Annotated in this window: 21 protein-coding genes; 13 read left to right on the top strand and 8 right to left on the bottom strand. The window is 63.8% G+C overall.

Going from position 1 to position 22,610, the window contains the following annotated elements:
* Positions 1 to 73: 73 nt before the first annotated feature.
* Positions 74 to 811: a PAQR family membrane homeostasis protein TrhA gene (gene trhA, locus E1H16_RS06345; protein WP_134322832.1), complete on the bottom strand. Its 738-nt coding sequence runs from the start codon at positions 809 to 811 to the stop codon at positions 74 to 76.
* 192 nt (positions 812 to 1,003) lie between these two features.
* Here trhA and E1H16_RS06340 point away from each other — a divergent pair, with 192 nt between their 5' ends.
* The 6 genes from E1H16_RS06340 to tuf all read left to right on the top strand — a co-directional run bounded on the left by E1H16_RS06340 (position 1,004) and on the right by tuf (position 6,949).
* On the top strand, positions 1,004 to 1,831 hold the full coding sequence (locus E1H16_RS06340) for an isoprenyl transferase (RefSeq protein WP_243837709.1): 828 nt from the start codon (positions 1,004 to 1,006) through the stop codon (positions 1,829 to 1,831).
* A 70-nt stretch (positions 1,832 to 1,901) separates the two neighbouring features.
* Positions 1,902 to 2,312 (top strand): hypothetical protein, encoded by a 411-nt coding sequence (locus tag E1H16_RS06335; protein ID WP_134322831.1) that lies wholly within the window; start codon positions 1,902 to 1,904, stop codon positions 2,310 to 2,312.
* A gap of 298 nt (positions 2,313 to 2,610) precedes the next feature.
* Positions 2,611 to 2,985 carry a 30S ribosomal protein S12 gene (rpsL, locus tag E1H16_RS06330; protein ID WP_106849762.1) on the top strand — a complete coding sequence of 125 codons (375 nt, stop codon included), beginning with the start codon at positions 2,611 to 2,613 and terminating at the stop codon, positions 2,983 to 2,985.
* A complete protein-coding gene (rpsG, locus tag E1H16_RS06325; RefSeq protein WP_134322830.1) occupies positions 2,985 to 3,458 on the top strand; it encodes a 30S ribosomal protein S7 in 474 nt (157 codons plus the stop codon). The genes rpsL and rpsG overlap by 1 nt, the downstream gene beginning before the upstream one ends.
* Before the next feature lie 84 nt (positions 3,459 to 3,542).
* Positions 3,543 to 5,633 carry an elongation factor G gene (gene fusA, locus E1H16_RS06320; protein ID WP_134322829.1) on the top strand — a complete coding sequence of 697 codons (2,091 nt, stop codon included), beginning with the start codon at positions 3,543 to 3,545 and terminating at the stop codon, positions 5,631 to 5,633.
* A gap of 119 nt (positions 5,634 to 5,752) precedes the next feature.
* A complete protein-coding gene (gene tuf, locus E1H16_RS06315) occupies positions 5,753 to 6,949 on the top strand; it encodes an elongation factor Tu (RefSeq protein ID WP_134322828.1) in 1,197 nt (398 codons plus the stop codon).
* 115 nt (positions 6,950 to 7,064) lie between these two features.
* Here tuf and E1H16_RS06310 read toward each other — a convergent pair whose 3' ends face one another.
* The 5 genes from E1H16_RS06310 to E1H16_RS06290 form a co-directional block, all read right to left on the bottom strand.
* Positions 7,065 to 8,651: an ABC transporter substrate-binding protein gene (locus E1H16_RS06310; protein WP_134322827.1), complete on the bottom strand. Its 1,587-nt coding sequence runs from the start codon at positions 8,649 to 8,651 to the stop codon at positions 7,065 to 7,067.
* A gap of 233 nt (positions 8,652 to 8,884) precedes the next feature.
* A complete protein-coding gene (locus tag E1H16_RS06305) occupies positions 8,885 to 10,468 on the bottom strand; it encodes an ABC transporter substrate-binding protein (RefSeq protein WP_166741642.1) in 1,584 nt (527 codons plus the stop codon).
* 193 nt (positions 10,469 to 10,661) lie between these two features.
* Complete coding sequence (locus E1H16_RS06300) at positions 10,662 to 12,239, bottom strand: ABC transporter substrate-binding protein (protein ID WP_134322825.1); 1,578 nt, start codon at positions 12,237 to 12,239, stop codon at positions 10,662 to 10,664.
* Between the two features lie 36 nt (positions 12,240 to 12,275).
* Positions 12,276 to 13,511, bottom strand: a complete 1,236-nt coding sequence (locus E1H16_RS06295; protein WP_134322824.1) for an alpha-hydroxy acid oxidase — start codon at positions 13,509 to 13,511, stop codon at positions 12,276 to 12,278.
* A gap of 2 nt (positions 13,512 to 13,513) precedes the next feature.
* Complete coding sequence (locus tag E1H16_RS06290; RefSeq protein WP_134322823.1) at positions 13,514 to 14,293, bottom strand: SDR family oxidoreductase; 780 nt, start codon at positions 14,291 to 14,293, stop codon at positions 13,514 to 13,516.
* A gap of 186 nt (positions 14,294 to 14,479) precedes the next feature.
* On the opposite strand from E1H16_RS06290, the gene ilvD reads away from it, so the two are divergent.
* Together ilvD and E1H16_RS06280 are read left to right on the top strand one after the other, a co-directional pair.
* Positions 14,480 to 16,186 carry a dihydroxy-acid dehydratase gene (gene ilvD, locus E1H16_RS06285; RefSeq protein ID WP_134322822.1) on the top strand — a complete coding sequence of 569 codons (1,707 nt, stop codon included), beginning with the start codon at positions 14,480 to 14,482 and terminating at the stop codon, positions 16,184 to 16,186.
* Between the two features lie 71 nt (positions 16,187 to 16,257).
* Positions 16,258 to 16,797, top strand: a complete 540-nt coding sequence (locus E1H16_RS06280) for a VOC family protein (RefSeq protein ID WP_208378881.1) — start codon at positions 16,258 to 16,260, stop codon at positions 16,795 to 16,797.
* Positions 16,798 to 16,881: 84 nt separating this feature from the next.
* On the opposite strand, the gene E1H16_RS06275 is transcribed toward E1H16_RS06280, so the two are convergent.
* On the bottom strand, positions 16,882 to 17,451 hold the full coding sequence (locus tag E1H16_RS06275; protein WP_134322821.1) for a DoxX family protein: 570 nt from the start codon (positions 17,449 to 17,451) through the stop codon (positions 16,882 to 16,884).
* Positions 17,452 to 17,635: 184 nt separating this feature from the next.
* Here E1H16_RS06275 and chrA point away from each other — a divergent pair, with 184 nt between their 5' ends.
* From chrA to E1H16_RS06250, 5 genes are read left to right on the top strand one after another with little or no spacing between them, the layout of a single operon-like run.
* Positions 17,636 to 18,850 carry a chromate efflux transporter gene (gene chrA, locus E1H16_RS06270; RefSeq protein ID WP_134322955.1) on the top strand — a complete coding sequence of 405 codons (1,215 nt, stop codon included), beginning with the start codon at positions 17,636 to 17,638 and terminating at the stop codon, positions 18,848 to 18,850.
* A 59-nt stretch (positions 18,851 to 18,909) separates the two neighbouring features.
* Positions 18,910 to 19,920 carry a hypothetical protein gene (locus E1H16_RS06265; protein ID WP_134322820.1) on the top strand — a complete coding sequence of 337 codons (1,011 nt, stop codon included), beginning with the start codon at positions 18,910 to 18,912 and terminating at the stop codon, positions 19,918 to 19,920.
* Positions 19,921 to 19,948: 28 nt separating this feature from the next.
* Positions 19,949 to 20,587, top strand: coding sequence for an FMN-binding negative transcriptional regulator (locus E1H16_RS06260; protein WP_243837707.1), 639 nt, complete (start codon positions 19,949 to 19,951; stop codon positions 20,585 to 20,587).
* Between the two features lie 3 nt (positions 20,588 to 20,590).
* A complete protein-coding gene (locus E1H16_RS06255; protein WP_134322819.1) occupies positions 20,591 to 21,367 on the top strand; it encodes a hypothetical protein in 777 nt (258 codons plus the stop codon).
* Complete coding sequence (locus E1H16_RS06250; RefSeq protein WP_134322818.1) at positions 21,368 to 21,763, top strand: hypothetical protein; 396 nt, start codon at positions 21,368 to 21,370, stop codon at positions 21,761 to 21,763. It abuts the gene before it with no gap.
* On the opposite strand, the gene E1H16_RS06245 is transcribed toward E1H16_RS06250, so the two are convergent.
* Entirely contained in the window at positions 21,742 to 22,500 is a 759-nt protein-coding gene (locus E1H16_RS06245) for an SIR2 family NAD-dependent protein deacylase (RefSeq protein WP_134322817.1), read from the bottom strand. The genes E1H16_RS06250 and E1H16_RS06245 overlap by 22 nt on opposite strands.
* Positions 22,501 to 22,610: the final 110 nt, after the last annotated feature.

Genomic DNA, 22,610 nt, shown 5'->3' with positions numbered 1-22,610 from the left:
GACGCCTCGCCGATTTCGCTGCGTCTTTAGAGCGCGCCGAGTGTTGAACTCAGTCAGGGCTGCGAGATCTCAGTTAGATCAGCGGACTTTGGTACAGCACGAGAAACACTGCGATGAAATGGCTGATGGCTGCCAGCACCGTGAAGGCGTGGAACACCTCGTGGTAACCGAAATGCCCCGGCCGTGGGTTTGGTCGTTTGGTCGCGTAGCAGACGGCGCCCACGGTGTAGCAAACCCCGCCGACCAGCAGCAGCACGAGCGCCGCGACGCCACCGTTGTCCAGGATCGGCCCAAGCACGAACACGGCGGGCCATCCGACCGCGATATAGATCGGTACGCCAAGCCATCGCGGGGCCCGAGGCCACACCGTCTTCAGCGTGACGCCGAGCAGTGCGCCGCTCCAGACAACGCCGAGGATCCACCACCGCGCGGCGCCGTCGAGCGCGATCAGCCCAAACGGGGCATACGTTCCTGCGATAAACAGGAAGATCATGCAGTGGTCGAGACGCTTCATGACCATCCAGCCGCGCGGGGTCCAGCGGCGGCGGTGGTACAGGGCCGATGTCCCGAAAAGCAGGAGCATCGCAGCGCAGTAAATGGATACTGCCAGCGCGGCGCGACCGCTCTGCACTGCCGCCAACGGAACGAGCACCGCAGTTTGCGCGATGGCGGTAAAGAACGCAACGAGATGAATCCAGCCGCGCCAGGTGGGCCTGGTGTCAAGCGGTTCGTAATCGGAGTCGGATTCTGCCAACCGCAACTCAAGATCACGGTGGTCGATAGCGGCGGTGGGAGCGCTCGTGATCGTCATCAGATCACGTTACGCCCGGCCGTGATGGACAGGCGTGAGTTCTGGGGATCAAGTCGTGTGCCCTGCTGCACAGTCCGGTGCGGAACCTGACAACCGTCCACCCGCGGAGTGTTCGCGAGCACTTCACGGCGCTGCGCAGTTCACCTCACGGGGTTGCGAGAACGAACTCGAGCCAGGCGATACCCTCGGCGGGTGGCCAATCTCCCCGCCGGCGTACGTCGCCAGTTGACCAAAGCGCGCAAGCGAGCGAAGCGTTTACTCAGCCCCGCGCTGTACACCGCATATGAGAGCCGCGTGCTCGCCGACCTGCAACAGTCCGAGATTCCCCGGCACATCGGGGTAATCGTCGATGGAAACCGGCGCTGGGCGAAAGAAATGGGCTTCGACGTCGCCGACGGACACAGGTATGGCGGCCGCAAGCTCGACGATCTGATCACCTGGAGTTCTGACCTGGGCGTCGAGGTCGTCACGATCTGGCTGCTGTCCACCGACAACCTGTCCAACCGCGACCCGAAGGAACTTGGCCCGTTGTTGGGCATCATTGTCGATGTCGCGCGCAGCTTGAGCCAGTCCGCCCGCGATTGGCGGGTTCGGGTGATGGGCGCGCTAGAGCTGCTGCCGACCGAGACCGCCGCCGAATTGCGCGAGGCCGCCCGCTCGACTGATAACAAGACCGGGATCGTGGTCAACATCGCAGTCGGGTACGGCGGCCGGCAGGAGATCGTCGATGCCGTCCGCGGTGCCCTGCGCACCGCGGAGTCGCAGGGCCACTCGCTGCACGAGGTTGCCGAATCGATCAACCTCGACGACATCGGAGCGCACCTCTATACCAAAGGGCAGCCCGATCCGGACCTGATCATTCGTACGTCGGGGGAGCAGCGGCTATCCGGGTTCCTGCTCTGGCAGACCGCCAACTCGGAGTTCTACTTCTCCGATGTCTACTGGCCCGACTTTCGGCGGGTGGATTTCCTGCGTGCGGTCCGTGAATACGCCAGCCGGCACCGCCGGTTCGGTGGTTAGCGCGGCGCAGTCGGGACTCGGTGCGCCGAGGGCGGGACGACCCGCGGCGAGCGGCCAGTACTCTTGCAACGTGCCGAACGATCCCCGCTATGAACCGACGTCGGGATCTGGGCAACCTGCGTTACCCACCGTGTGGCCATCTGCCTGGCCGAGCTTGCGCGCACAAGTCGCGCTCGGCGCGACGTTTCCGGTGGTAGCGGCCGTGGCGGGCTTCATCATCCTGCTGCGTACCCAGACGCTCGCGACGTCGTGGTGGATCGCGGTGCTGCCGTTGCTGTTGCTGGCCTGGCCGCTCTCGCTGCCGGCGCGCGCACGCGCCGCCATGCGCCGCGCGCACGAGGGCTCTAGAATTGAAGTGCTTGCGACACAGCACGGCCTGGTTGCCAGGCCAATCGAGCGGCGCGGCCTCAAAGTTCGGGCATTCCTTGAGCAGGACGGCAGGGTGCGATACGAGATAGCGCCCCGCGGCGGCGCCCGCTGAGGGCGACCCGGATCACGCTATTGGTTTTCCGCCTGCTTTGACGCCCCGCCGATGCGCCGGGTAGAGTTGTTCCTCGTGCTCCCGCCGTATGGCGTCATGCACGCCGGTCGTGCTGCGTGAGAGCGCGTGCATGCCCCGATCGCCGTATCATTGGGCGCCGCCGCGACACGCCCGGTCGCGGGTACCGGTCAAGCACAACTGAAACGTCGCACCACTAACCGAGCAAGTACACAGAGCAGCAGCGCAGGCGCACCGCGTCCCGGCGGTCGCTGCGAGTTTGAGGAGACGAAGAGGCAGTATGCCTACGATCCAGCAGCTGGTCCGCAAGGGCCGCCAGGACAAGGTCACGAAGACCAACACCCCTGCGCTGAAGGGGAGCCCCCAGCGCCGCGGTGTGTGCACGCGTGTTTACACGACGACCCCGAAGAAGCCGAACTCGGCGCTGCGCAAGGTCGCGCGCGTCAAGCTGTCGAGCGGTATCGAGGTCACGGCCTACATTCCTGGCGTCGGTCACAACCTGCAGGAGCACTCGATCGTGCTCGTGCGCGGTGGCCGTGTGAAGGACCTGCCCGGTGTGCGCTACAAGATCATTCGCGGTTCGCTCGACACCCAGGGTGTGCGCGGCCGCAAGCAGGCCCGTTCGCGTTACGGCGCCAAGAAGGAGAAGAGCTAATGCCTCGCAAGGGTCCGGCCCCGCGCCGTCCGGTCATCAACGACCCGGTTTACGGCAGCCCCGTTGTCACCTCGCTCGTAAACAAGATCCTGCTGTCGGGCAAGCGCTCGACCGCTGAGCGGATCGTCTACGGCGCTCTTGAAGGTGCGCGCGAGAAGGCCGACGGCAACGATCCGGTCATCACCCTCAAGCGTGCGCTGGACAACATCAAGCCGGCACTCGAGGTTAAGTCCCGCCGCGTTGGTGGCGCGACCTACCAGGTTCCGGTCGAGGTCAAGCCGGGCCGCGCGAACACCCTCGCGCTGCGTTGGTTGGTCACCTACAGCCGTCAGCGTCGCGAAAAGACGATGACTGAGCGTCTGATGAATGAGATCCTGGATGCGTCCAACGGCCTCGGAGCCAGCGTGAAGCGTCGCGAGGACATGCACAAGATGGCCGAGTCGAACAAGGCCTTCGCGCACTACCGCTGGTAACACCCCGTACACCGCGACCGAACCGGCCGCGGTGTATACCGCCACCTCAGTACCTCCCCACTACAGCGATTGCGAGAAAATCGAGTGGCTACCGACCTCACCAAGGTCCGCAACATCGGCATCATGGCTCACATCGATGCTGGCAAGACCACGACCACCGAGCGGATCCTCTTCTACACCGGTATCAACTACAAGATCGGTGAGACGCACGATGGCTCCGCCACGATGGACTGGATGGAGCAGGAGCAGGAGCGTGGCATCACGATCACTTCCGCGGCCACCAAGTGCATGTGGAAGGATCACACGATCCAGATCATCGACACCCCCGGCCACGTCGACTTCACCGTAGAGGTCGAGCGGTCGCTGCGCGTGCTCGATGGTGCGATCGCGGTGTACGACGGTGTTGCTGGCGTCGAATCGCAGACCGAGAACGTATGGCGTCAGGCCGACAAGTACAACGTTCCGCGTATGTGCTTCGTCAACAAGATGGACCGCACCGGTGCGGACTTCTACCGCTGTGTGCAGATGATGATCGACCGCCTCGGCGCGACGCCGCTGGTGTTGCAGTTGCCGATCGGCTCTGAGTCCGACTTCATCGGCGTCGTCGACTTGATGCGCATGAAGGCGCTGACCTGGCGTGGCGAGACGAAGATTGGTGAAGACTTCGAGGTCGAAGACATTCCGGCAGATCTGCAGGAGAAGGCCGAAGAGTACCGCGAGAAGTTGATTGAAACTCTCGCGGAGAACGACGACGCCATCATGGAGAAGTACCTCGGCGGCGAGGAACTCTCCGACGACGAGATCAAGGCCGGCATCCGTCGCGCCACGATCGGTGGTCACCTGAACCCGGTGATGTGCGGTACGGCGTTCAAGAACAAGGGCGTCCAGCCGCTGCTGGACAACGTGATTGCTTACTTGCCTTCGCCGATCGATATCGGCGCTGTCTACGGCACGCTGACCGATGGCGAGACCGAAGCCACCCGCGAACCGAGCGATGATCAGCCGTTCGCCGGCCTCGCGTTCAAGGTGCAGACCGATCCGCACCTCGGCAAGCTCACCTACGTGCGCATCTACTCCGGCACCGTCTCGGTCGGTGACCAGGTCATCAACACGACCAAGGAGCGCAAAGAGCGCATCGGCAAGATCTATCAGATGCACGCGAACAAGCGCGAGGAGTTGCAGAACTCCGGTGCGGGCGACATCATCGCCGTCGCGGGCCTGAAGCAGACCACCACCGGTGAGACGCTGGCTGACGCGAAGAACCAGATCGTGCTTGAGTCGATGACGTTCCCGGAGACGGTCATTTCGGTAGCCATCGAGCCGAAGACGAAGTCCGACCAGGAGAAGCTGGGCGTCGCGATCCAGAAGCTCGCCGAAGAGGACCCGACCTTCAAGGTCGAGAACGACGAAGAGTCCGGTCAGACGATCATCTCCGGTATGGGCGAGTTGCACCTTGAGGTGCTGGTCGACCGTATGCGCCGCGAGTTCAACGTCGAGGCCAACGTCGGCAAGCCGCAGGTGGCCTACCGCGAGGCGATCCGCAAGACCGTCGAGCGCCTCGACTACACCCACAAGAAGCAGACCGGTGGGTCGGGACAGTTCGCGAAGGTCCAGATCAAGGTTGAGCCGCTCGAGCAGACCGAGGACGGCGCGACCTACGAGTTCTCCAACGAGGTCACCGGTGGCCGCGTGCCGAAGGAATACATCCCTTCGGTCGACGCTGGTGCACAGGACGCGTTGCAGTACGGCGTCCTGGCCGGGTACCCGGTCGTTGGCGTCAAGTGCACGCTGATGGACGGCCAGTTCCACGACGTCGACTCCTCCGAAATGGCGTTCAAGATCGCCGGCACGATGGCGATGCGCGAGGCGCTGCGCCAGGCGGGCGCGGTCATCCTGGAGCCGGTCATGGCCGTCGAGGTCGTTACCCCGGAAGAGAACATGGGCGACGTCATCGGTGACCTGAACTCGCGCCGCGGCATCATCCAGGCGATGGATGAGCGCAGTGGTTCGCGCGTCGTGCGGGCTCAGGTTCCGCTGTCGGAGATGTTCGGCTACGTGGGTGACCTACGGTCGCGCACGCAGGGTCGTGCGTCGTACAGCATGGTGTTCGACTCGTACGCCGAGGTTCCCTCGAACGTGGCGAAGGAGATCGTCGCGAAGGCCACGGGCGAGTAGCCCGCGACCGTAGTTCCGGGTGCACCCGGTGATCCACTTGGTGCATCAGCAATACTCAATAAGGTTCCAAGTAGACGGCACGTCAGAACGACGTTCCCAACGTCCTGAGGAGGACACCAGTGGCGAAGGCCAAGTTCGAGCGGACTAAGCCGCACGTAAACATCGGCACGATCGGTCACGTCGACCATGGCAAGACGACCCTGACTGCCGCCATCACCAAGGTTCTGGCTGACAAGTACCCAGATCTGAACAACGCTGCTGCGTTCGACGAGATCGACAACGCTCCTGAAGAGAAGCAGCGCGGTATCACGATCAACGTGTCGCACCAGGAGTACCAGACCGAGAAGCGCCACTACGCGCACGTTGACGCTCCGGGTCACGCCGACTACATCAAGAACATGATCACCGGTGCTGCTCAGATGGACGGCGCGATCCTCGTCGTCTCGGGCACCGACGGTCCGATGCCGCAGACCAAGGAGCACGTGCTTCTGGCCCGCCAGGTCGGCGTTCCGTACATCGTCGTTGCGCTGAACAAGTGCGACTCGCCGGACGTGGACGACGAGATCCTGGAGCTCGTTGAGCTCGAGGTTCGCGAACTGCTCTCGCAGTACGAGTTCCCGGGCGACGACGCTCCGGTCATCCGCGTGTCCGGTCTGAAGGCTCTCGAGGGCGACCCGGAGTGGGCGGCCAAGGTTGCCGAGCTGATGGACGCCGTGGATGAGAGCATCCCGGACCCGGAGCGCGACACCGACAAGCCGTTCCTGATGCCGATCGAGGACGTCTTCACGATCACCGGTCGTGGCACCGTCGTCACCGGCCGCATCGAGCGCGGCAAGATCAACGTGAACGAGGAAGTCGAGATCGTCGGCATCCGCGAATCGTCGCAGAAGACCACGGTCACCGGCGTCGAGATGTTCCGCAAGCTGCTGGACTACGGCGAGGCTGGCGACAACGTTGGTCTGCTGCTTCGTGGCACCAAGCGCGAAGATGTCGAGCGCGGCATGGTCGTCGTGAAGCCGGGCTCGATCACCCCGCACACGGAGTTCGAGGCGAACGTCTACATCCTGAGCAAGGATGAGGGTGGCCGTCACACGCCGTTCTTCAACAACTACCGCCCGCAGTTCTACTTCCGCACCACGGACGTGACCGGCGTCGTTACCCTCCCCGAGGGCACCGAGATGGTCATGCCTGGCGATAACACTGAGATGAGCGTCAAGCTGATCCAGCCGATCGCAATGGAAGAGGGTCTGCGTATGGCTATCCGCGAGGGTGGCCGCACGGTGGGCGCGGGTCGCGTCACCAAGATCATCGCCTAGTAGTCCGGTACGTGTAGGTACCCGAAGGCCGTCTCCCCTCATGGGGAGACGGCCTTCGTCGTTTCCGATGCGTCGGGTTGCCGGGCGTTGATGGCCGGCAACCCGTCGCATCGATCTACTCCTTGGCGATCCCGGCGCCGCGGAGGTCGATGCCGCCGTCCGGCAACATCTTCACGCCGGAGATGTTGGGGTTCACCGCTCCGGCGAGGTGCACCATGCACACCGGGACGATGTGCGGCGGGTTCTCTACCCAGATGTCCCAGTACTTCTCGTACAGCGGTTTACGCTCGGCCGGATCCAGGGGCTTCGCCGCCGCATCAGCGGCCGCGTTAAGCTCCGGGTAGTCCGTCTTTCCGCCGTTCAGCAGGGCATCCGGGCTGAGGTAGCGCGAGTGCACCTGGTACGGGTCGTTGAGCACTGTGGCGATCGAGGCGGTAGCTTCTGCTGTCGCATCGATACCGTATTCCTGCACGAGTTGGGCGGCGGGCACCGGCTTGACCGTCATATCGAGACCGACATCCTTGAGTTGCTGTTGCACGATCTCGGCGAACTTCGTGTAGATCGTGACGTTCGGCGGTACGGCGGTGAACTTGTATCCGGTCGCGCCGTGCTCCTCGATGATCTTCTTGGCCGCTTCCGGGTCGTACGGGAAGATGTCCGATCCGTCGCCGATCTTGTCGCTGTAGCCCGGGCTGGATTCCGGCACGTTCTGAATGCTTGGTGTGCAGAATCCGTCGTACAAGCCCTGCGCGATGCCTTCGCGATCGATCGCCATGTTCAGTGCCTTGCGCATCTCGGGATCATCGAACGGCGGCTGGGACGCATTCACGGCCAGGTACAGGTATAGCGGCGTTTCGTGCACCATGCCGATTGCGCCGTTCGCCTCGACCTCCTCGAGCTGGTCGGGGTTGATTCGGGCGACGTCGATCTCGCCGGAGATGAGGGCGTTGTAGCGCGCCTGGTCATCTGAGTACAGGGTGTAGGTCATCTTCGCGACCTTCTGTACGTCGGGATCCCAGTAGTCCGGATTCTTCTCGAGTTCGATGCTCACGCCCGGGTTGATGTTGGTCGCGACGAAAGGTCCGATGCCGACGGGCATCTCCGGGAGTCCGCCAGCTTTGGCGGCTTTGGGGGAGACCATCATGCCCGCGCGGGAGGTCAGTGAGATGGCCAGGGCGCCGATGCCGGTGGTCACGTTGACCTTGACCGTGTACTCGTCGACGACCTCAACCGACTTGATCATGCTGAGGTCACCGGCGATCGTGCTTTCTTTCGCGCGCGCTCGATCCAGGTTGAACTTGACCGCCTCGGCGTTGAATGGCTCGCCGTCGGAGAACGTGGCGTCCTCGCGCAGGTGCAGGATCATGGCGGCGTCGTCGTCGGCAGACTCGTAGGACTCCGCGAGCATGGGCTGGGCGGTGCCGTCCTCGCCCGTTCTCAGCAGCCGGTCGTATACCGCGACGTACGCCGTTGCATCACCGTTGGTGATGCTCTCGGTGGGATCCCAGGTGGGTGGGATCGCTTGTTCACCGGTTCGGATGTGCCCGTTGGGATCGATGTCGTCCGCGAGCGGGATGTCGGTCGTGTAGGCCTCGGCCTCAGCGGCCGGGTCCTTCGCGTCACGACTGCCGTCCCCGCAACCGGCGAGGAGTAGGGCGAGTACGGCGAGACCAACGCTGAGTTTGGTGGATCGTCTCTTCATCGGCGTACCTTTCGGTGGGTGGTACGCAGATCGTGGCGGTGATTTGGTTAAAGGGAAATATAAACCGTCGAGTAACTTCGGAACTTCTGTAAAGTAATGATCGTTCCGTTATCTCGGTGGCCTGGATGGATCGCATACCGCACACGTTCGCTCCGGGGCGGATGCCGAACACGCGATAGGCGCCGAGACTGGGCAGCCCCGGCGCCTGTCACGCATTGATAACTATCGATTAACTACTCCTTGGTGACGGAGGCTCCGCGCAGATCGATTCCGCCGTCCGGCAACATGCGTACGCCCGAGACGTTCTCGTTGATCGCGCCCGCGAGGTGCACATTGCAGATCGGGATGATGTGTGGCGGGTTCTCCACCCAGATGTCCCAGTACTCCTCGTATAGCGGTTTGCGCTCCGCGGGATCGAGCGGTTGAGCGGCCGCGTTTGCGGCGTCGTTCAGTGCGCCGTAGTCCTCGCTGGAGGGATTGAATAGCGCCTCCGGGGTGAGGTAGCGACCGTGTACGGCGTGCGGGTCGTTGATCACCGTCGCGATCGACACGGTTGACTCGGCCGTGCCGTCGATCGCGAACTCCTGAACCAACTGGGCCGGTGGCACCGGCTTGACCTTCATAGTGACGCCCACATCGGCGAGCTGCTGCTGCACAATTTCGGCAAGCTTGGTGTAAATCGTGACATTCGGGGGGACCGCGGTGATCTCAACGTCTGTTGCGCCCGAGTCCTCGAAGATCTGCTTGGCGGCTCCCGGGTCATACGGGAAGATGTCGGATCCGTCGCCGATCTTCTCGCTATAGCCGGGGCTGGACTCGGGGAACAGTTGGATACTTGGGGTGCAGAACCCGTCGTACAGCCCCTCGGCGATGGCCTCCCGGTCGATCGCCATGTTCAGTGCTTTGCGGACTTCGGGATCATCAAAGGGTTCGATCGACGTATTGATGCCGATGTACAGGAACAGTGGTGTCTCGTGCACCATGCCGATCGCGCCGGCCGCCTGGACCTCCTCGAGTTGGTCGGGGTTGATTCGGGCGACATCGATCTCGCCGGACAACAGTGCGTTATAACGCGCTTGATCATCGGTGTACAGCGTGTAGGTCATGCTGGCCACCTTTTGTGCATCCGGATCCCAGTAGTTCGGGGTTTTCTCGAGCTCGACGCTGACACCTGGATTGATATCGGTGGCGACGAACGGACCGACGCCCACCGGCATCTCGGAGAGCCCGCCAGCCTTGGCGGCGGTAGGGGAGACCATCATGCCTGCGCGGGAGGTCAGCGAGATCGCGAGGGTGCCGACCCCGGTGCTCACGTTGACCTGCACGGAATATTCGTCCAGAACCTCGACGGATTCGATCATGTTCAGATCACCGGAGATGGTGCTTTCGGGGGCCCGGGCGCGATCCAAGTTGAACTTCACCGCCTCGGCGTTGAATGGTGTTCCGTCGGAGAACTGCGCGTCTTCGCGCAGGTGCAGGATCATCGCGGTGTTGTCGTCGTTGGCCTCGTAAGATTCGGCCAGCATCGGTTGAGCGGTCCCGTCCTCACCGGTCGTGAGCAGCCTGTCGTACACGGGGGTGTAAGCCGTGGCGTCGCCGTTAGTGATGCTTTCAGTCGGGTCCCAGGTCGGCGGGATCGCTTGTTCGCCGGTGCTGATGTGACCCTCGGCGTCATAATCATCGGCGAGTGGGACGTCGGTCGTGTACTCGGATGCGTCGCCGCTGGGCGCGTCGTCCTGATCCACGTCGCCGCACCCGGATAGCACCAGGGAGAGTGACGCGAATGTGGCGAGCGACATGAGGTGGCGCTTTCGCATTTTCGCCTTCTTTCGGATGGTCGCGGTGGAAAATGTAGCGAGTGTTCCATATATGGATAGCGAAATCGTAGAGGAGGACGATGAGAACAGAAACCCGTTTGAGTCCGGTCTGCGAAATTTTCGTGATGAGGTAGAAACCGGCGGTGCCGGGACCCAATGGGCCCCGGCACCGGTACGTCGACTCGAACGGTCGTTACTCCTTGGCGATTGATGCGTATCGCAGGTCCAGACTGCCTGTCGGCAATTCCTGGACACCCGACACGTTCTTATTCGCCGCGCCTGCGAGGTGCACCATGCAGACCGGTACGACGTGGGTGGGATTCTCGACCCAGATGTCCCAGTACTTCTCGTAGAGCGGCTTGCGCTCGGCCGGATCCAGCGGGATGGCTGCTGCCTCTGCGGCGGCGTTGAGTTCGCTGTAATCGGTCCCGCCCGGGTTGAACAATGCATCGGGAGTCAGGTACCGACCGTGTACGGCCTCCGGATCGTTGATTACGGTGGCAATGGAGGCCATAGCCTCAGCCGACTTGTCGATCGAGAACTCCTGGACCAATTGCGCCGGTGGTAGCGGCTTTACTTCGAGCGAAATACCGACGTCGGCGAGTTGGTCCTGCAGCACTTCGGCGAACTTGGTGTAGATCGTGACGTTCGGCGGCACCGAGGTGATCTCGATGTCCGTGGCGCCGAGGTCCTCAAGGATCTTCTTGGCTTCTTCCGGGTCGTACGGGAAGATGTCGGATCCGTCGCCAACCTTGTCGCTGTAGCCAGGGCTGGTGGACGGGACGTACTGAATGCTCGGCGTGCAGTGACCGTCGTACAGGCCGTCGGCGATCGCTTGCCGGTCGATCGCCAGGTTCAGCGCCTTGCGGGCCTCGGGGTTATCGAACGGCTTCACCGAGGTGTTGATACCGAAGTACAGGAACAGTGGGGTCTCGTTGGCCACGACATTCGCGCCCGCGTTGAGGACGTCGTCCATCTGGTTTGCGTTGATCTGTGCGACGTCGATCTCGCCGGAGACGAGCGCGTTGTAACGGGCCTGGTCTTCGGTGATCAGCGAGTAGGTCATCGTCGCGACCCGCTGCGCTTCGGGCTCCCAGTAGTCAGGCGTGCGTTCCATTTCCATGGACGAACCAGGACTGATCGCGGTCGACGTGTAGGGGCCGATCCCGGCGGGCTTATCGGTCAGCGTGCCTGCTTTGGCGGCCTTCGGAGAGACCATAATGCCGCCGCGCGAGGTCAGCGACACGGCGAGCGTGCCAAGGCCCTTGGATACGTTGACCTTGGCCGTGTACTCGTCAACGACCTCGACACTGGTGATCATGTTGAGTTCGCCGTTTATCTTGCTGTCTGGGCCGGCGGCGCGTTCCAGGTTGAACTTGACCGCCTCGGCATTGAACGGCTCGCCATCGGAGAACTTAAGTCCCTCGCGGAGCTTGAGGATCATCGCGGAGTCGTCGTCGGCCGGCTCGAACGATTCGGCGAGCATCGGCTCCGGATCGCCGTTGTCGCCGGTCTGTAGCAGCCGATCATAGATCGGGACGTACGGCGTGAAGTCACCGTTCGTGATGCTCTCGGTGGGATCCCAGCTCGGCGGGGCGTTGGTGACGCCGACGCTCAGGTGTGCCTCCGAGTCGTAGTCATCGGACTGTTCGATGACCGCAGGGTACTCATCGGTCGCCTTCTGCTCGGCACGTTCCGCCTCGCCGCAGGCGGCCAGCAGCATTGTCGCCGCCAGTACTGAGGACAGCACAAAAGTAGGTTTGGTGCGCATTGCAACCTTTCGAAAGGTATGGAAAGTGAGGAAGTCTTAGCTGTCGGCGCGCTCGTGCGCCGCCGTGAGGCTGACTCGCTCCGAGGTGATGTCGGCCAATGTCGCGGTGCCGAGCAGCATCATGGTCCGACGAAGTTCGGCGCGCAGAATCTGTAGCGCCTTTTCCACGCCGGCCTGGCCACCGACCATCAACCCGAATAGATACGGACGACCGACCATCACGGCGCGCGCACCTAAGCCGATGGCCGCAGCGATGTCCGCGCCGGATCGGAACCCGGAGTCGATAAAGATCTCGATGTCGTCGTCCAAGGCTTCGCGCACCCGAGGGAGCACCGAGATCGGCGCATGGGTTCGGTCGAGCTGGCGACCACCGTGGTTGGAAATGACGACGCCCTGCGCACCGGCCTGCACCGACTCGACGGCGTCCTGTACGTCCATGACGCCCTTGACCAGGATTGGACCGTCCCACCGCTCGCGTAGCCATGCGATATCCGCCGGACGCAGGTTTTGCTCAACGACGACACCCGACTGACCCCACCGTTGGAAGGGGGAGTCCTCGCCGATGGTCGCGAACTTCAGTGGCTCATGCGTGACTAGGTCATAGACCCATCGCGGATTCACCGTCATGTCGACCAGCGCGCGACCAGTCAGTCGTGGCGGAATGTCGAACCCATTGCGTGCATCGCGGCGGCGCAGTCCCGTCGCCGGTGTGTCGATGGTCAGCATGATGGCTTCGAACCCGTTCGCCTTCGCTTCCGCGAGCTGGGCTTCGGTGATCGAGCGGTCGCGCATCATGTAGACCTGGAACCAGTTGCGGCCGTTGGGTGCGGCCGTGGCCACGTCGGTGATCGACGTGGTGCCCATCGTCGAGAGGGTGTACGGCGAACCTCCTGCGGCGGCAGCCCGGCTGACGGCGACCTCTCCCTCGTGGTGGCTGAGCCGGGTGAATCCGGTGGGCGCGACGATGATCGGCGCCGCGGCCTCGCGGCCGAGGATCGTGGTGCTAATGTCCGGTTTGGCAACCTGACCGAAGAAGTGCGGGTTGAAACGAACGTCGTCCAGCGCGCGCCGGTTCTCGCTGAGCGTGATCTCGTCTTCGGCGGCACCGGATACGAACTCCCAGACCGACTTTGGCACGCGATGCTTGGCGAAGCGCTCGAGGTCGCCGATACTCTGCGCGCGGGAGAGCCGGCTGGTGGTGCGGTTCAGGATCGGTTTGCGGATCCGAAGGAACGGCTTGAGGTCGCCTACCGTGGGCAGTTTGCGAGTCATGATCACACGACCATGGACAGGCCGCCGTCGACGTTGAGCGCGGTACCGGTGAGGTACGACGCCCGCGGCGACAGCAGGAACGCGGCCACATCGCCGAACTCCTGGGTGGTGCCGCCACGTCCGAGCGGGATCTTCATCGCCTCGGCGCGGCCGGCCTCGAACTCCTCGACACTGACGCCGGCGGCCGCCGCTGCGCGATTCCACTGGTCGCTGTGTATGAATCCGATCAGCGCCGCGTTGACCCGAATCTTGTACTTCGCCAGATCGCGCGACAGCCCGCCGGTGAGTGCGACTCCCGCTGCCCGGTAGACCGAGCTCGGCATCGAGTTGTTCGGCTGAAAGCGAGCGTAGATGCTCAGCACGTTCAGCACGGCCGGCGCGTCGCTCTTGGACAGCAGCTCAATGGACTGTCGGATACCGCGGACCTTCGCCAGCAGCTTCAGTTCGAAGTCTGCCTGCCATTCGTCATCGGTGGTCTTTTCGAACGTGCTGCCGGTGTGGAATCCCGCGTTGTTGACCAAGCCGTCGAGCTTGCCCCATTCGCGCCCGGCGACGTCGATAGCGCCCTGTAGGTCATCGGGATTGCGTACGTCCGCTGAAACGGTGAGCACCTGGGTCCCGGCGTCCGACAGCTCGTGTGCGGCGGCGTCGAGCTTGTCCTGGCTGCGGGCGACGAGAAGTACATTCGCGCCTTCGTCCACCAAAGTGCGGGCGAGTCCGAAGCCGAGGCCACTCGAGCCACCAGTGATGAGTACGCCGCGCCCGGCGACCTGAAGGTCCATCGTGATCTCCGTTCATGTAGTTCGTTCGAAACTAACTGATGGGTACGTGATTACTGTTACGTAGGTGACGTCGATTACGTCGTCCGCGTATGTAGCGCTCACTCTAGATCCCAAGTGGCGTATTGCTCCGGGGGGCATCCTCGGGTAAGAAATTGACCGAGCAGCCGATTAGTTAGGAAGTGTGCCATGAGCAGCGATCAGTCGAAAGGTGGGGCGCCCGACCTGCGCGAGCACAGCCGGCGTCTGACGAGCCCGGGCAGTATCGGACCACGCGCGATGCTGCGCGCCCTCGGCCTCGACGATGACGATATGAAGCGGCCGATCGTGGGTATCGCGAACACGTGGAGTGGAGCGATGCCCTGCAACGCGCACTTACGCGACTTGGCGCAGGAGGTGGCTGCGGGGATTCGCGAGGCCGGCGGTACGCCGTTGGAGATCAACACGGTGTCGGTCAGTGACGGTGTGCTCGCCCGAGGCGGAGCCTCCTTGATCAGCCGGGAAGTGATCGCCGATTCGATCGAGTTGGCTGCTACGGCGTACGCCTTCGATGCGATGGTGACCATCGGCGCCTGCGACAAGACCAACCCGGGCTGTGTGATGGGCATGATGCGGATGAACATCCCCGCAGTGCATCTGTACGGCGGTAGTACCCGCCCCGGGTGTTTCGGTGGCAAAGATGTGTCGATCCAGAGCCTCGCTGAAGCGGCCGGTGAGCATGCCGCGGGGAACCTCAGCGACGAGGAGCTGGCAGAGATCGAGCGGGTGGCGATTCCGGAGCGTGGTTCGTGTGCGGGAATGTTCACCGCGAACACCATGGCGTCGGTGATCGAATCACTGGGTCTTACCGTCACCAACAGCGCTGCGCCGCCGGCGATCAGCGCCGACCGCACGGCGATCGCACGTCAATCCGGTATTGCGGTGATGGACGCCCTGCGCGCCGGTACCCGGCCGCGTGACGTGCTCACCGTGCAGGCCATCGAGAACGGGATCGCTACCGCGGCAGCGATCGGGGGATCGACGAACGCGATCCTGCACTTGTTGGCTATCGCGACCGAAGCGGGCGTCGAGTTGAACATCGATAGATTCGGTGAGGTCAGCGACCGGACTCCCCGAATCGGTGATTTCACCCCGTCGGGTAAGTACGTGATGGCCGACCTGCATCGCGTCGGCGGTTTACCTGTGGTGCTGCGCGAGTTGATCGGCGCCGGTGTGTTGCACCCTGACGCCCGGGGGGTCGACGGCAAGACTCTCGCCGAGCGGGTTGGGGCGCAGCCGCTGCCGGAAGATCAGGATGTCGTGACGCCGGCTGCCACCCCGGTGGAGGCAACCGGCGGCTGGATCATCCTGCGGGGCAACCTCGCACCCGAGGGGTCGGTGCTCAAAGCGCCAGGGACGAAGGTTCATCAGCACCGCGGGACAGCCAAAGTGTATGAGGGGGAGCGAGAGGCGTACCGGGCTGTTATCGCGGGCGAAGTCGTCTCCGGCGACACCGTCATCATCAGATACGAGGGCCCGATCGGCGGTCCGGGGATGTCGGAGACGTCACGAGTCACCGCGGCGATCGTAGGCAAGGGGTTCAAGGACACCGTCGCGCTGATCACCGATGGTCGGTTTTCCGGGATCTCGCACGGGATCGCGGTAGGCCACGTCGCTCCCGAGGCGGCGGTCGGCGGTCCGATCGCGTTGGTGCGCACCGGCGATGCGATCGACATCGACTTGGACGCTCGCACGATCACGTTGGAGGTATCCGATGAGGAGCTTGCCCAGCGCCGCGCCGAATGGAGTGCTCCTGAACCGAAGGACTCCGGCGGGCTGTTCGCGAAGTACGCCAAGACCGTCGGATCGGCCTCGCGCGGAGCGGTCACCACGACCGCGCGCATCGGGGCTCGGTAGGCGGCTGCGATCGACCTCACGCCCCTCGCTAATGAATATAAATTCGGTTAGGCTTACCTAATATTCACTAGGTGGGCGGAGGCTGCGTGCGCGGGATCGATCACATCGGGCTGACCGTGCCCGACGTCGAGCAGGCGACGAGGTTCTTCATCGAGGCATTCGACGCTGTCGTGCTGTACGACGTCCTGGAGCGCACCGATCTGGCTCGATCGGGCGATGCGCTCTCGCTCAGGCTCGGAGTGCCACCGGATACGCGACAGTGTGCGATCCGAATGTTGCGGCTGCCGGATGGGCCTGGCATCGAATTGTTCGAGTACGCGGCCTCCTTGCAGCGGCCGCCGGCGGTGCCTAGCGACTTCGGGTGGCAGCACGTCGCGTTCTACGTCGACGACCTCGACGGGGCGCTTGCGCGGGTGGTGGATGCCGGCGGGCGCCCGCTCGGCGAGCCGCGCCCGATGCCCTACCCGGAGAACGGCCGACGCAATCAATTCGTGTACGTCGTTCCGCCATGGGGCGGCCGACTCGAACTGGTCAGTTACCCCGATCCACAGCCGTTCGCCGCGTTTGCGACCGCCGCGCGTTGGAGGCCGAGAGCCGGCGCGCATTCGTAGTCAAGTTCAAAACGACAACCCCTCAGTGGGTGCAGCATGTCGCTCCACTGAGGGGGTGTCGTGAATCGCGTGAAAGCGTTGCGATTACTTCAGCCAGGGCGCGGCGCGCACCAGTGAGGTGCTGGCCCACCACCGTCCCAGGCCAAGGTAGCGGCCCGCTCCGGTGAGTGCGACGGCGACGCCGACCAGGGCATAGAGCAGGTGCTGGTCCATGAACGGATTGTTCTCCAGCGGGAGCATCGATAGCCACAACATGAACATCAGAATGGAGCCGCCGATCGCCGCAATCCGCACGAAGACTCCCAGTAGTACGGCGATGCCGGCGCCGAGGGTGGCAGCGAGATAGAGGCCGTCGGCGATCGGGTTGCCGGCCATCGCGGTGAGCATCCCGTGCACGGGGCTATCGGGATTGACGCCAAATGATAGGTACCCCTCGGTGACTGATCCGCCGTCGACGATGCCCTGACCGCTTTCGGTGGGGTAGCCGAGGCCGAAGATCTTGTCGAGTCCGGCCCAAAGCAGGACCCAGCCGAACGCGATACGTAGTAGGCCGAGCATGGTTGTGGTGATGCCGGAATCTGTCTGGTTGTGCTCAGTGGGTGTGATCGTCGCCGTGAGTTCGCGCTCGGGAGCTGTCGCGGTGGCGTTGACCATATGTGTCCTCCAAGTTAGGTTAGGAATGCCTAAGTTCGAGCGTTACAGATTGAACCTCTAATGTCCACCCCCAAAACTTCGGTGGCTAGTTTCTGCCCTCGTCCGGTCACGTCGAGTCGCGCCGCAGCTGGATGCTCAGGTCGGTCCCGTAGTCGGGTGCTCGAGTCGGTACGGTGTTCGCGTGATGGCCGCCGCGGTGCCTGCCGAGACTCCAGAATCAGTCCCTCGACACCGCTGGTGGGAGGTGCTGCGGGCGTTCACTCTGCTCGGACTGACCTCGTTCGGCGGACCGATTGCGCACCTGGGTTACTTCCGCACCGAATTCGTCGATCGTCGCGCCTGGCTGCGTGATGAGGAGTACGCCGACCTCGTATCGCTGTGCCAATTCCTACCCGGACCGGCGTCCTCGCAGGTTGGTATGGCGATCGGGCTACGACGTGCCGGGTTGGCTGGCGCCGTCGCCGCCTGGTGCGGATTCACGCTGCCTTCGGCGATCGCGCTCGCTGCCTTCGGCCTCGGCGCCCTCAGCGGGGTGCCGGACGGCGTCCTGCACGGCTTGATGTTGGTCGCCGTCGCTGTCGTCGCTCAAGCGCTCTGGCAGATGGCGCGCACGGCATGTCGCGGTGTGCCCGAAGCGCTCATCGCGATGGCCGCTGCGGCCGCGGCAATCCTGTGGACCGACGCGTGGGTTCAGTTCACGATCGTGGCGCTCGGGCTCGCGCTTGGCTGGGCGCTGTTTCGCGCACACAGCCCGGCGGTGCCTTCCGCGGTGCAACCTCAGGTGGTATCGGTGCGAGCCGGAGTTATCGCACTCTGCGTCTTCGCCGTGCTGCTGATCGCGCTGCCGATACTGGCCGCACTCACCGCGGAGTTCGCGATCGACGTCACCGACGTGTTTTATCGAGTGGGATCGACGGTCTTTGGCGGTGGTCACGTCGTACTGCCGCTGCTCGAGTCGCAGGTCGTCGGCGCCGGATGGGTCAGCGCTGATGACTTCGTCGCCGGATATGGCGCCGCTCAGGCCGTTCCGGGACCGCTGTTCACCTTCTCCGCGTTCCTCGGTGCCTCGATGAGTAGTCCGTTGCTGATGGCACCGCTGGCATTGCTGGCAATCTTTCTGCCCAGCCTGCTGCTGGTTGTCGGCGTGATGCCCTTCTGGGACCGGTTGCGCGCAGCACCGGCGCTGCGGGCAGCGCTGCGTGGCGTCAACGCGGCAGTGGTCGGCATCCTCGCGGCAGCGTTCTATCGTCCAGTGCTGACCAGCGCAATCGGGCGTTGGCAGGACGTCGTGATCGCGCTGGTCGCATTCGCTGCGCTCGTCTGGCTGAAACTGCCGCCGTGGGTCGTCGTACTCGGCACCGTGCTCATCGGGCTCGCCGCCTGGCAACTGACGCGGTAATCCGGACGGGCTGGACGGGCTCACGCATGGCCCGCGGCGCATGCCTCTAGTCTGAGGGCATGGCTGCCATCGAGTTCGTAGAGCATCAGATCACCGCTCGGGTGCCCGAGCTGACCAACCCGTCGAACATCATCGAAGTTCCGCTGACCGTCCGCGTCGACCCGCTCACCGGCCGTACGTCGCGCATCATCACCGGGTCCAAACTGAGCCCGACCGAGCGGCCCGATATCAGCGCATTGACCGCCACGCCGCCGTTCTGCCCGTTCTGTGCGGACAAGATCGAGATGGCCACGGGAGTCTTTGATTCCGCCATCACCACCGAGGGGCGGATCCGTCGCGGCACCGCCACTATCGTGCCGAATGTCATGGCCTACTCCGAGTTCTCCTCGGTCGGGCTGTATGACACGACCTCGCACTTTCAAGACCTGAACGAACTCACCGGCCAGCGCGTAGGTGACCTGCTGACTGCCTTCGTGGCCTACACCAAAGGTGTGCACGGTCTGCGCGCGATGTACTCCTCGATCAACGCGAACTACCTGCCGCCGAGCGGTAGCTCGCTGGTGCACCCGCACGCGCAATCCGCGCACGACGATATCGGCACGACTACTCAGCGTGAGCTGATCTCTCGTTCGCTGGCATGGGACGGCGAACCGTACTGGCAGAGTTTGGTCGCCGCCGAGACCGACGGTCCGCGGTGGATCGGTCGTCGTGGTCGAGTCGCATTCTTTACCCCCTTTGCGCCCGCCGGATTCCATGAGGTGTGGGCGGTCGTGGACGGTTGCGCCGACATCGTCGATCTCACCGAGGCGGACTGTGCAGACCTCGGCGGGGGCATGTCCGCCGTACTCGGCACGTACCACGCACTGAACCTGACCTCATTTAACTGGGCGCTCGCCGGCGGCGGCCCGAACCCGTCGCAGCGTTACTCGTTGCTGCTGCGGATGGTGAGCCGTTCGAACGTGGATGCGATGTATCGCAGCGACGTGACGTACTTCGAGAAACTGCACAATGAGGCCATGGTGGACGTCGGCCCGGAGGCGGTCGCAGCACTGGTGCGCGAACATTTCTAAGGTAACCCGCAGCTAGGATTCCCCGCTGATGACTGACATGTACCTGCCTAAGCATTTCGCGATGCCGGACGACGACGTCCGCGACGTGCTGGAGAACCTTGGCGCGGCAGACCTGGTGACTCCGACTGCCGACGGCCTTGCATCCACGTTCATGCCGATGCTGTACGACGAGCAGGCTGGGGCACTGTGCGGACACTTCGCCCTGCAGAACGAGCACTGGAAGGTCGAGCCAACCGGTGATTCCCTGGTGATCGTGCACGGCAGCGACTCCTACATCACGCCGATGTGGTACCCGTCCAAGAGCCAGCATGGCCGCGTCGTGCCGACCTGGAATCACCTGACGATCAACATTCGCGGGGAGTTGATCGTGCATCACGACCTCGACTGGCTGCGCGAGAACGTGACCCGGTTAACCGAGCATTTCGAGCAGCCGTTCGCCGAGACGTGGCGGGTCAGCGATGCACCAACCGCGTTCATCGATGGCCAACTGCGCGCCATCAAAGGGATGGAACTGCGTATTCACAGCATCCAGGCCAAGGCCAAGCACAGTCAGAATCGGCCGCCGGCTGATCGTCAAGGAGTGATCGACGGGCTCCGCGCCGTCGGCGACTTCGACGGTGCCGGGGCGGTTGCGCATTACAATCCTGCGAATCGCAGCGAGGAGTGAACCATGACGATCCCGCCAACCGGACCGCAGCCGCCTGAGCCACAGCCGAATGACTCCGACGGCGCGCAGCGACCACCTGGTCCGTCGCAGCCGCCCTCGCAGCCCTACGGCGGGCACCAGCAGAACGGCGCACCTCAGAACGGTTGGTCCGAACCAGGAACGCAGCCCGGCGCACCGCAGAGCGGTTGGCCTGAGCCGGGATCACAGCAGCCTGGCGCTGCGCAGCGCGGAGAGCCGCGAACCCAGCAACCCGGCGAGTGGCACCCGGGAACCCAGCAGGAACTGCACGATCCGGCGATGACCTCGCGCGAGCGACGTCTGCTACCCATTGCCGTTGCCGTTGGCATCCTCGCGCTCGTCGTGATCGTCGTCATCCTCGTCACGAGCCTGTCCGGTGGCGGTAGCGGTGATGCGAGCGATTACGGACTGGACGAGGCTGCGATCGACCAGGCGCCCGAGGTCAGCGAACTCGCCGGCGAAGCGGCAGCGGCCGCCGACGACGTCGACATCGAGGCCGGGCTCGCGCTCATGTGCCAAGCACCCCCGGCCGAAGACATCGAGGCGCTGAAGGACGCGATATCCCAGGCCAACGAGATGGCCGGTGGTGAGGCCAAGAAGAGCATCACGATCACCGACGCCACCCAGGACGGCGATTCCGGCACTTTTGACGTGCAGGTACAGGGCGAGGGGGCGTTGCAGGAGTACGACTTCGCTGCGATCGTGCACGTTTCGAAGGTCGGGGACGACTGGTGCATCGACTCGATCGGGCCTAGCGACTAAGTGGGGCGCTATGCCGTCGTACTCGGCGCCGCATTCGTCGGCGCCTGGTGTGCGATAGCGGCGACGGTGCTGATCGTCGTCGGACCGCTGCAATGGTGGCGGATCCTGACGCGCTCGGCAGCGCACGGCCACTTGCGGTTCGTTCTGGTCGGAGTTCTTGTGGTGGTGCTCCCGCTCCTCCTGCTCGCGACGCTGCTGCGTTTCCGGCGCAATTGGATTCCCTATGTTTCAGTGGTGGCGATCGCAGCGGTCACTCCGGCGCTCATCGTGCCTCGCCTGGCGCACCTGATACCGCCGGTGGGGTGGATTGCGTTGATCGCCGTGGAGATTCTCGGGATGTTGTCGGCGTACGCCGTGACGCAACGGGCGATTGGTCAGTCGAGTACGGCCCGTTGAAGCGTCTCACCGGCATTCGCGTGGATCACCAGGTCGGCCTGCGAATCGTACGGTGTTTCCTCGCGGTTGATGATGACCATCCGCGCGCCGGCTTCCTTACCGATCATCGGGATTTCAGCGGCCGGGTAGACCTGTAGTGATGAGCCGATGGTCAGTACGACGTCCGCCTGCTGCACGATGTCTACCGCCTCCTCCATCGCGTCGGTCGGCATCATCTGCCCGAAGCTGATCGTCGCTGATTTAATGATCCCGCCGCACTGCGGGCAGCGCGGATCATCCTGACCGCCCTCGAGTAGCGCGAACACCCACTCGGCCTCGCGCCGGAAGCCGCACCCGTCCGGGGTGCCCATCCGTGGCGCCGCGCCGATGCACTCGACGTCCCGCATCGTGCCGTGAATCTCGATCACCTTGCGCGAACCGGCGTCCTGGTGCAATCCGTCGATGTTCTGAGTGATCACGCCGAGCGCGCGCCCTTCGGATTCCAATTGGGCGAGCGCGCGATGGGCGGCGTTCGGGCTGGGGCGACCGTCGAACAGTTCGGTGCGCATCGCCCAGGAGTTGCGGCGTACCTCGGCGGATTCGACGTACCGGTCGAAGGTGAACTCGCGCGGATCGTAGCGCGTCCAGACGCCGCCGGGGGATCGGAAGTCGGGAATCCCCGATTCGGTGGAAATCCCGGCGCCGGTAAAGGCTACGACGCGCTGCGCGTCACGAAGTAACTCAGCGAGTTCAGTCATGCCGCAAGCCTACGACGTCCCGCAGCCACGGCCGGATGATCGCGGAGCCGGAGCCGGAGCCGGAGCCGGAGCCCGGGCTCGAATCGAGCGCCCGCACACCTCACACACCG

The organism is Cumulibacter soli (genome assembly GCF_004382795.1).
Lineage (GTDB): Bacteria > Actinomycetota > Actinomycetes > Mycobacteriales > Antricoccaceae > Cumulibacter > Cumulibacter soli.
This window is presented reverse-complemented; position numbering and strand designations above follow the sequence as displayed.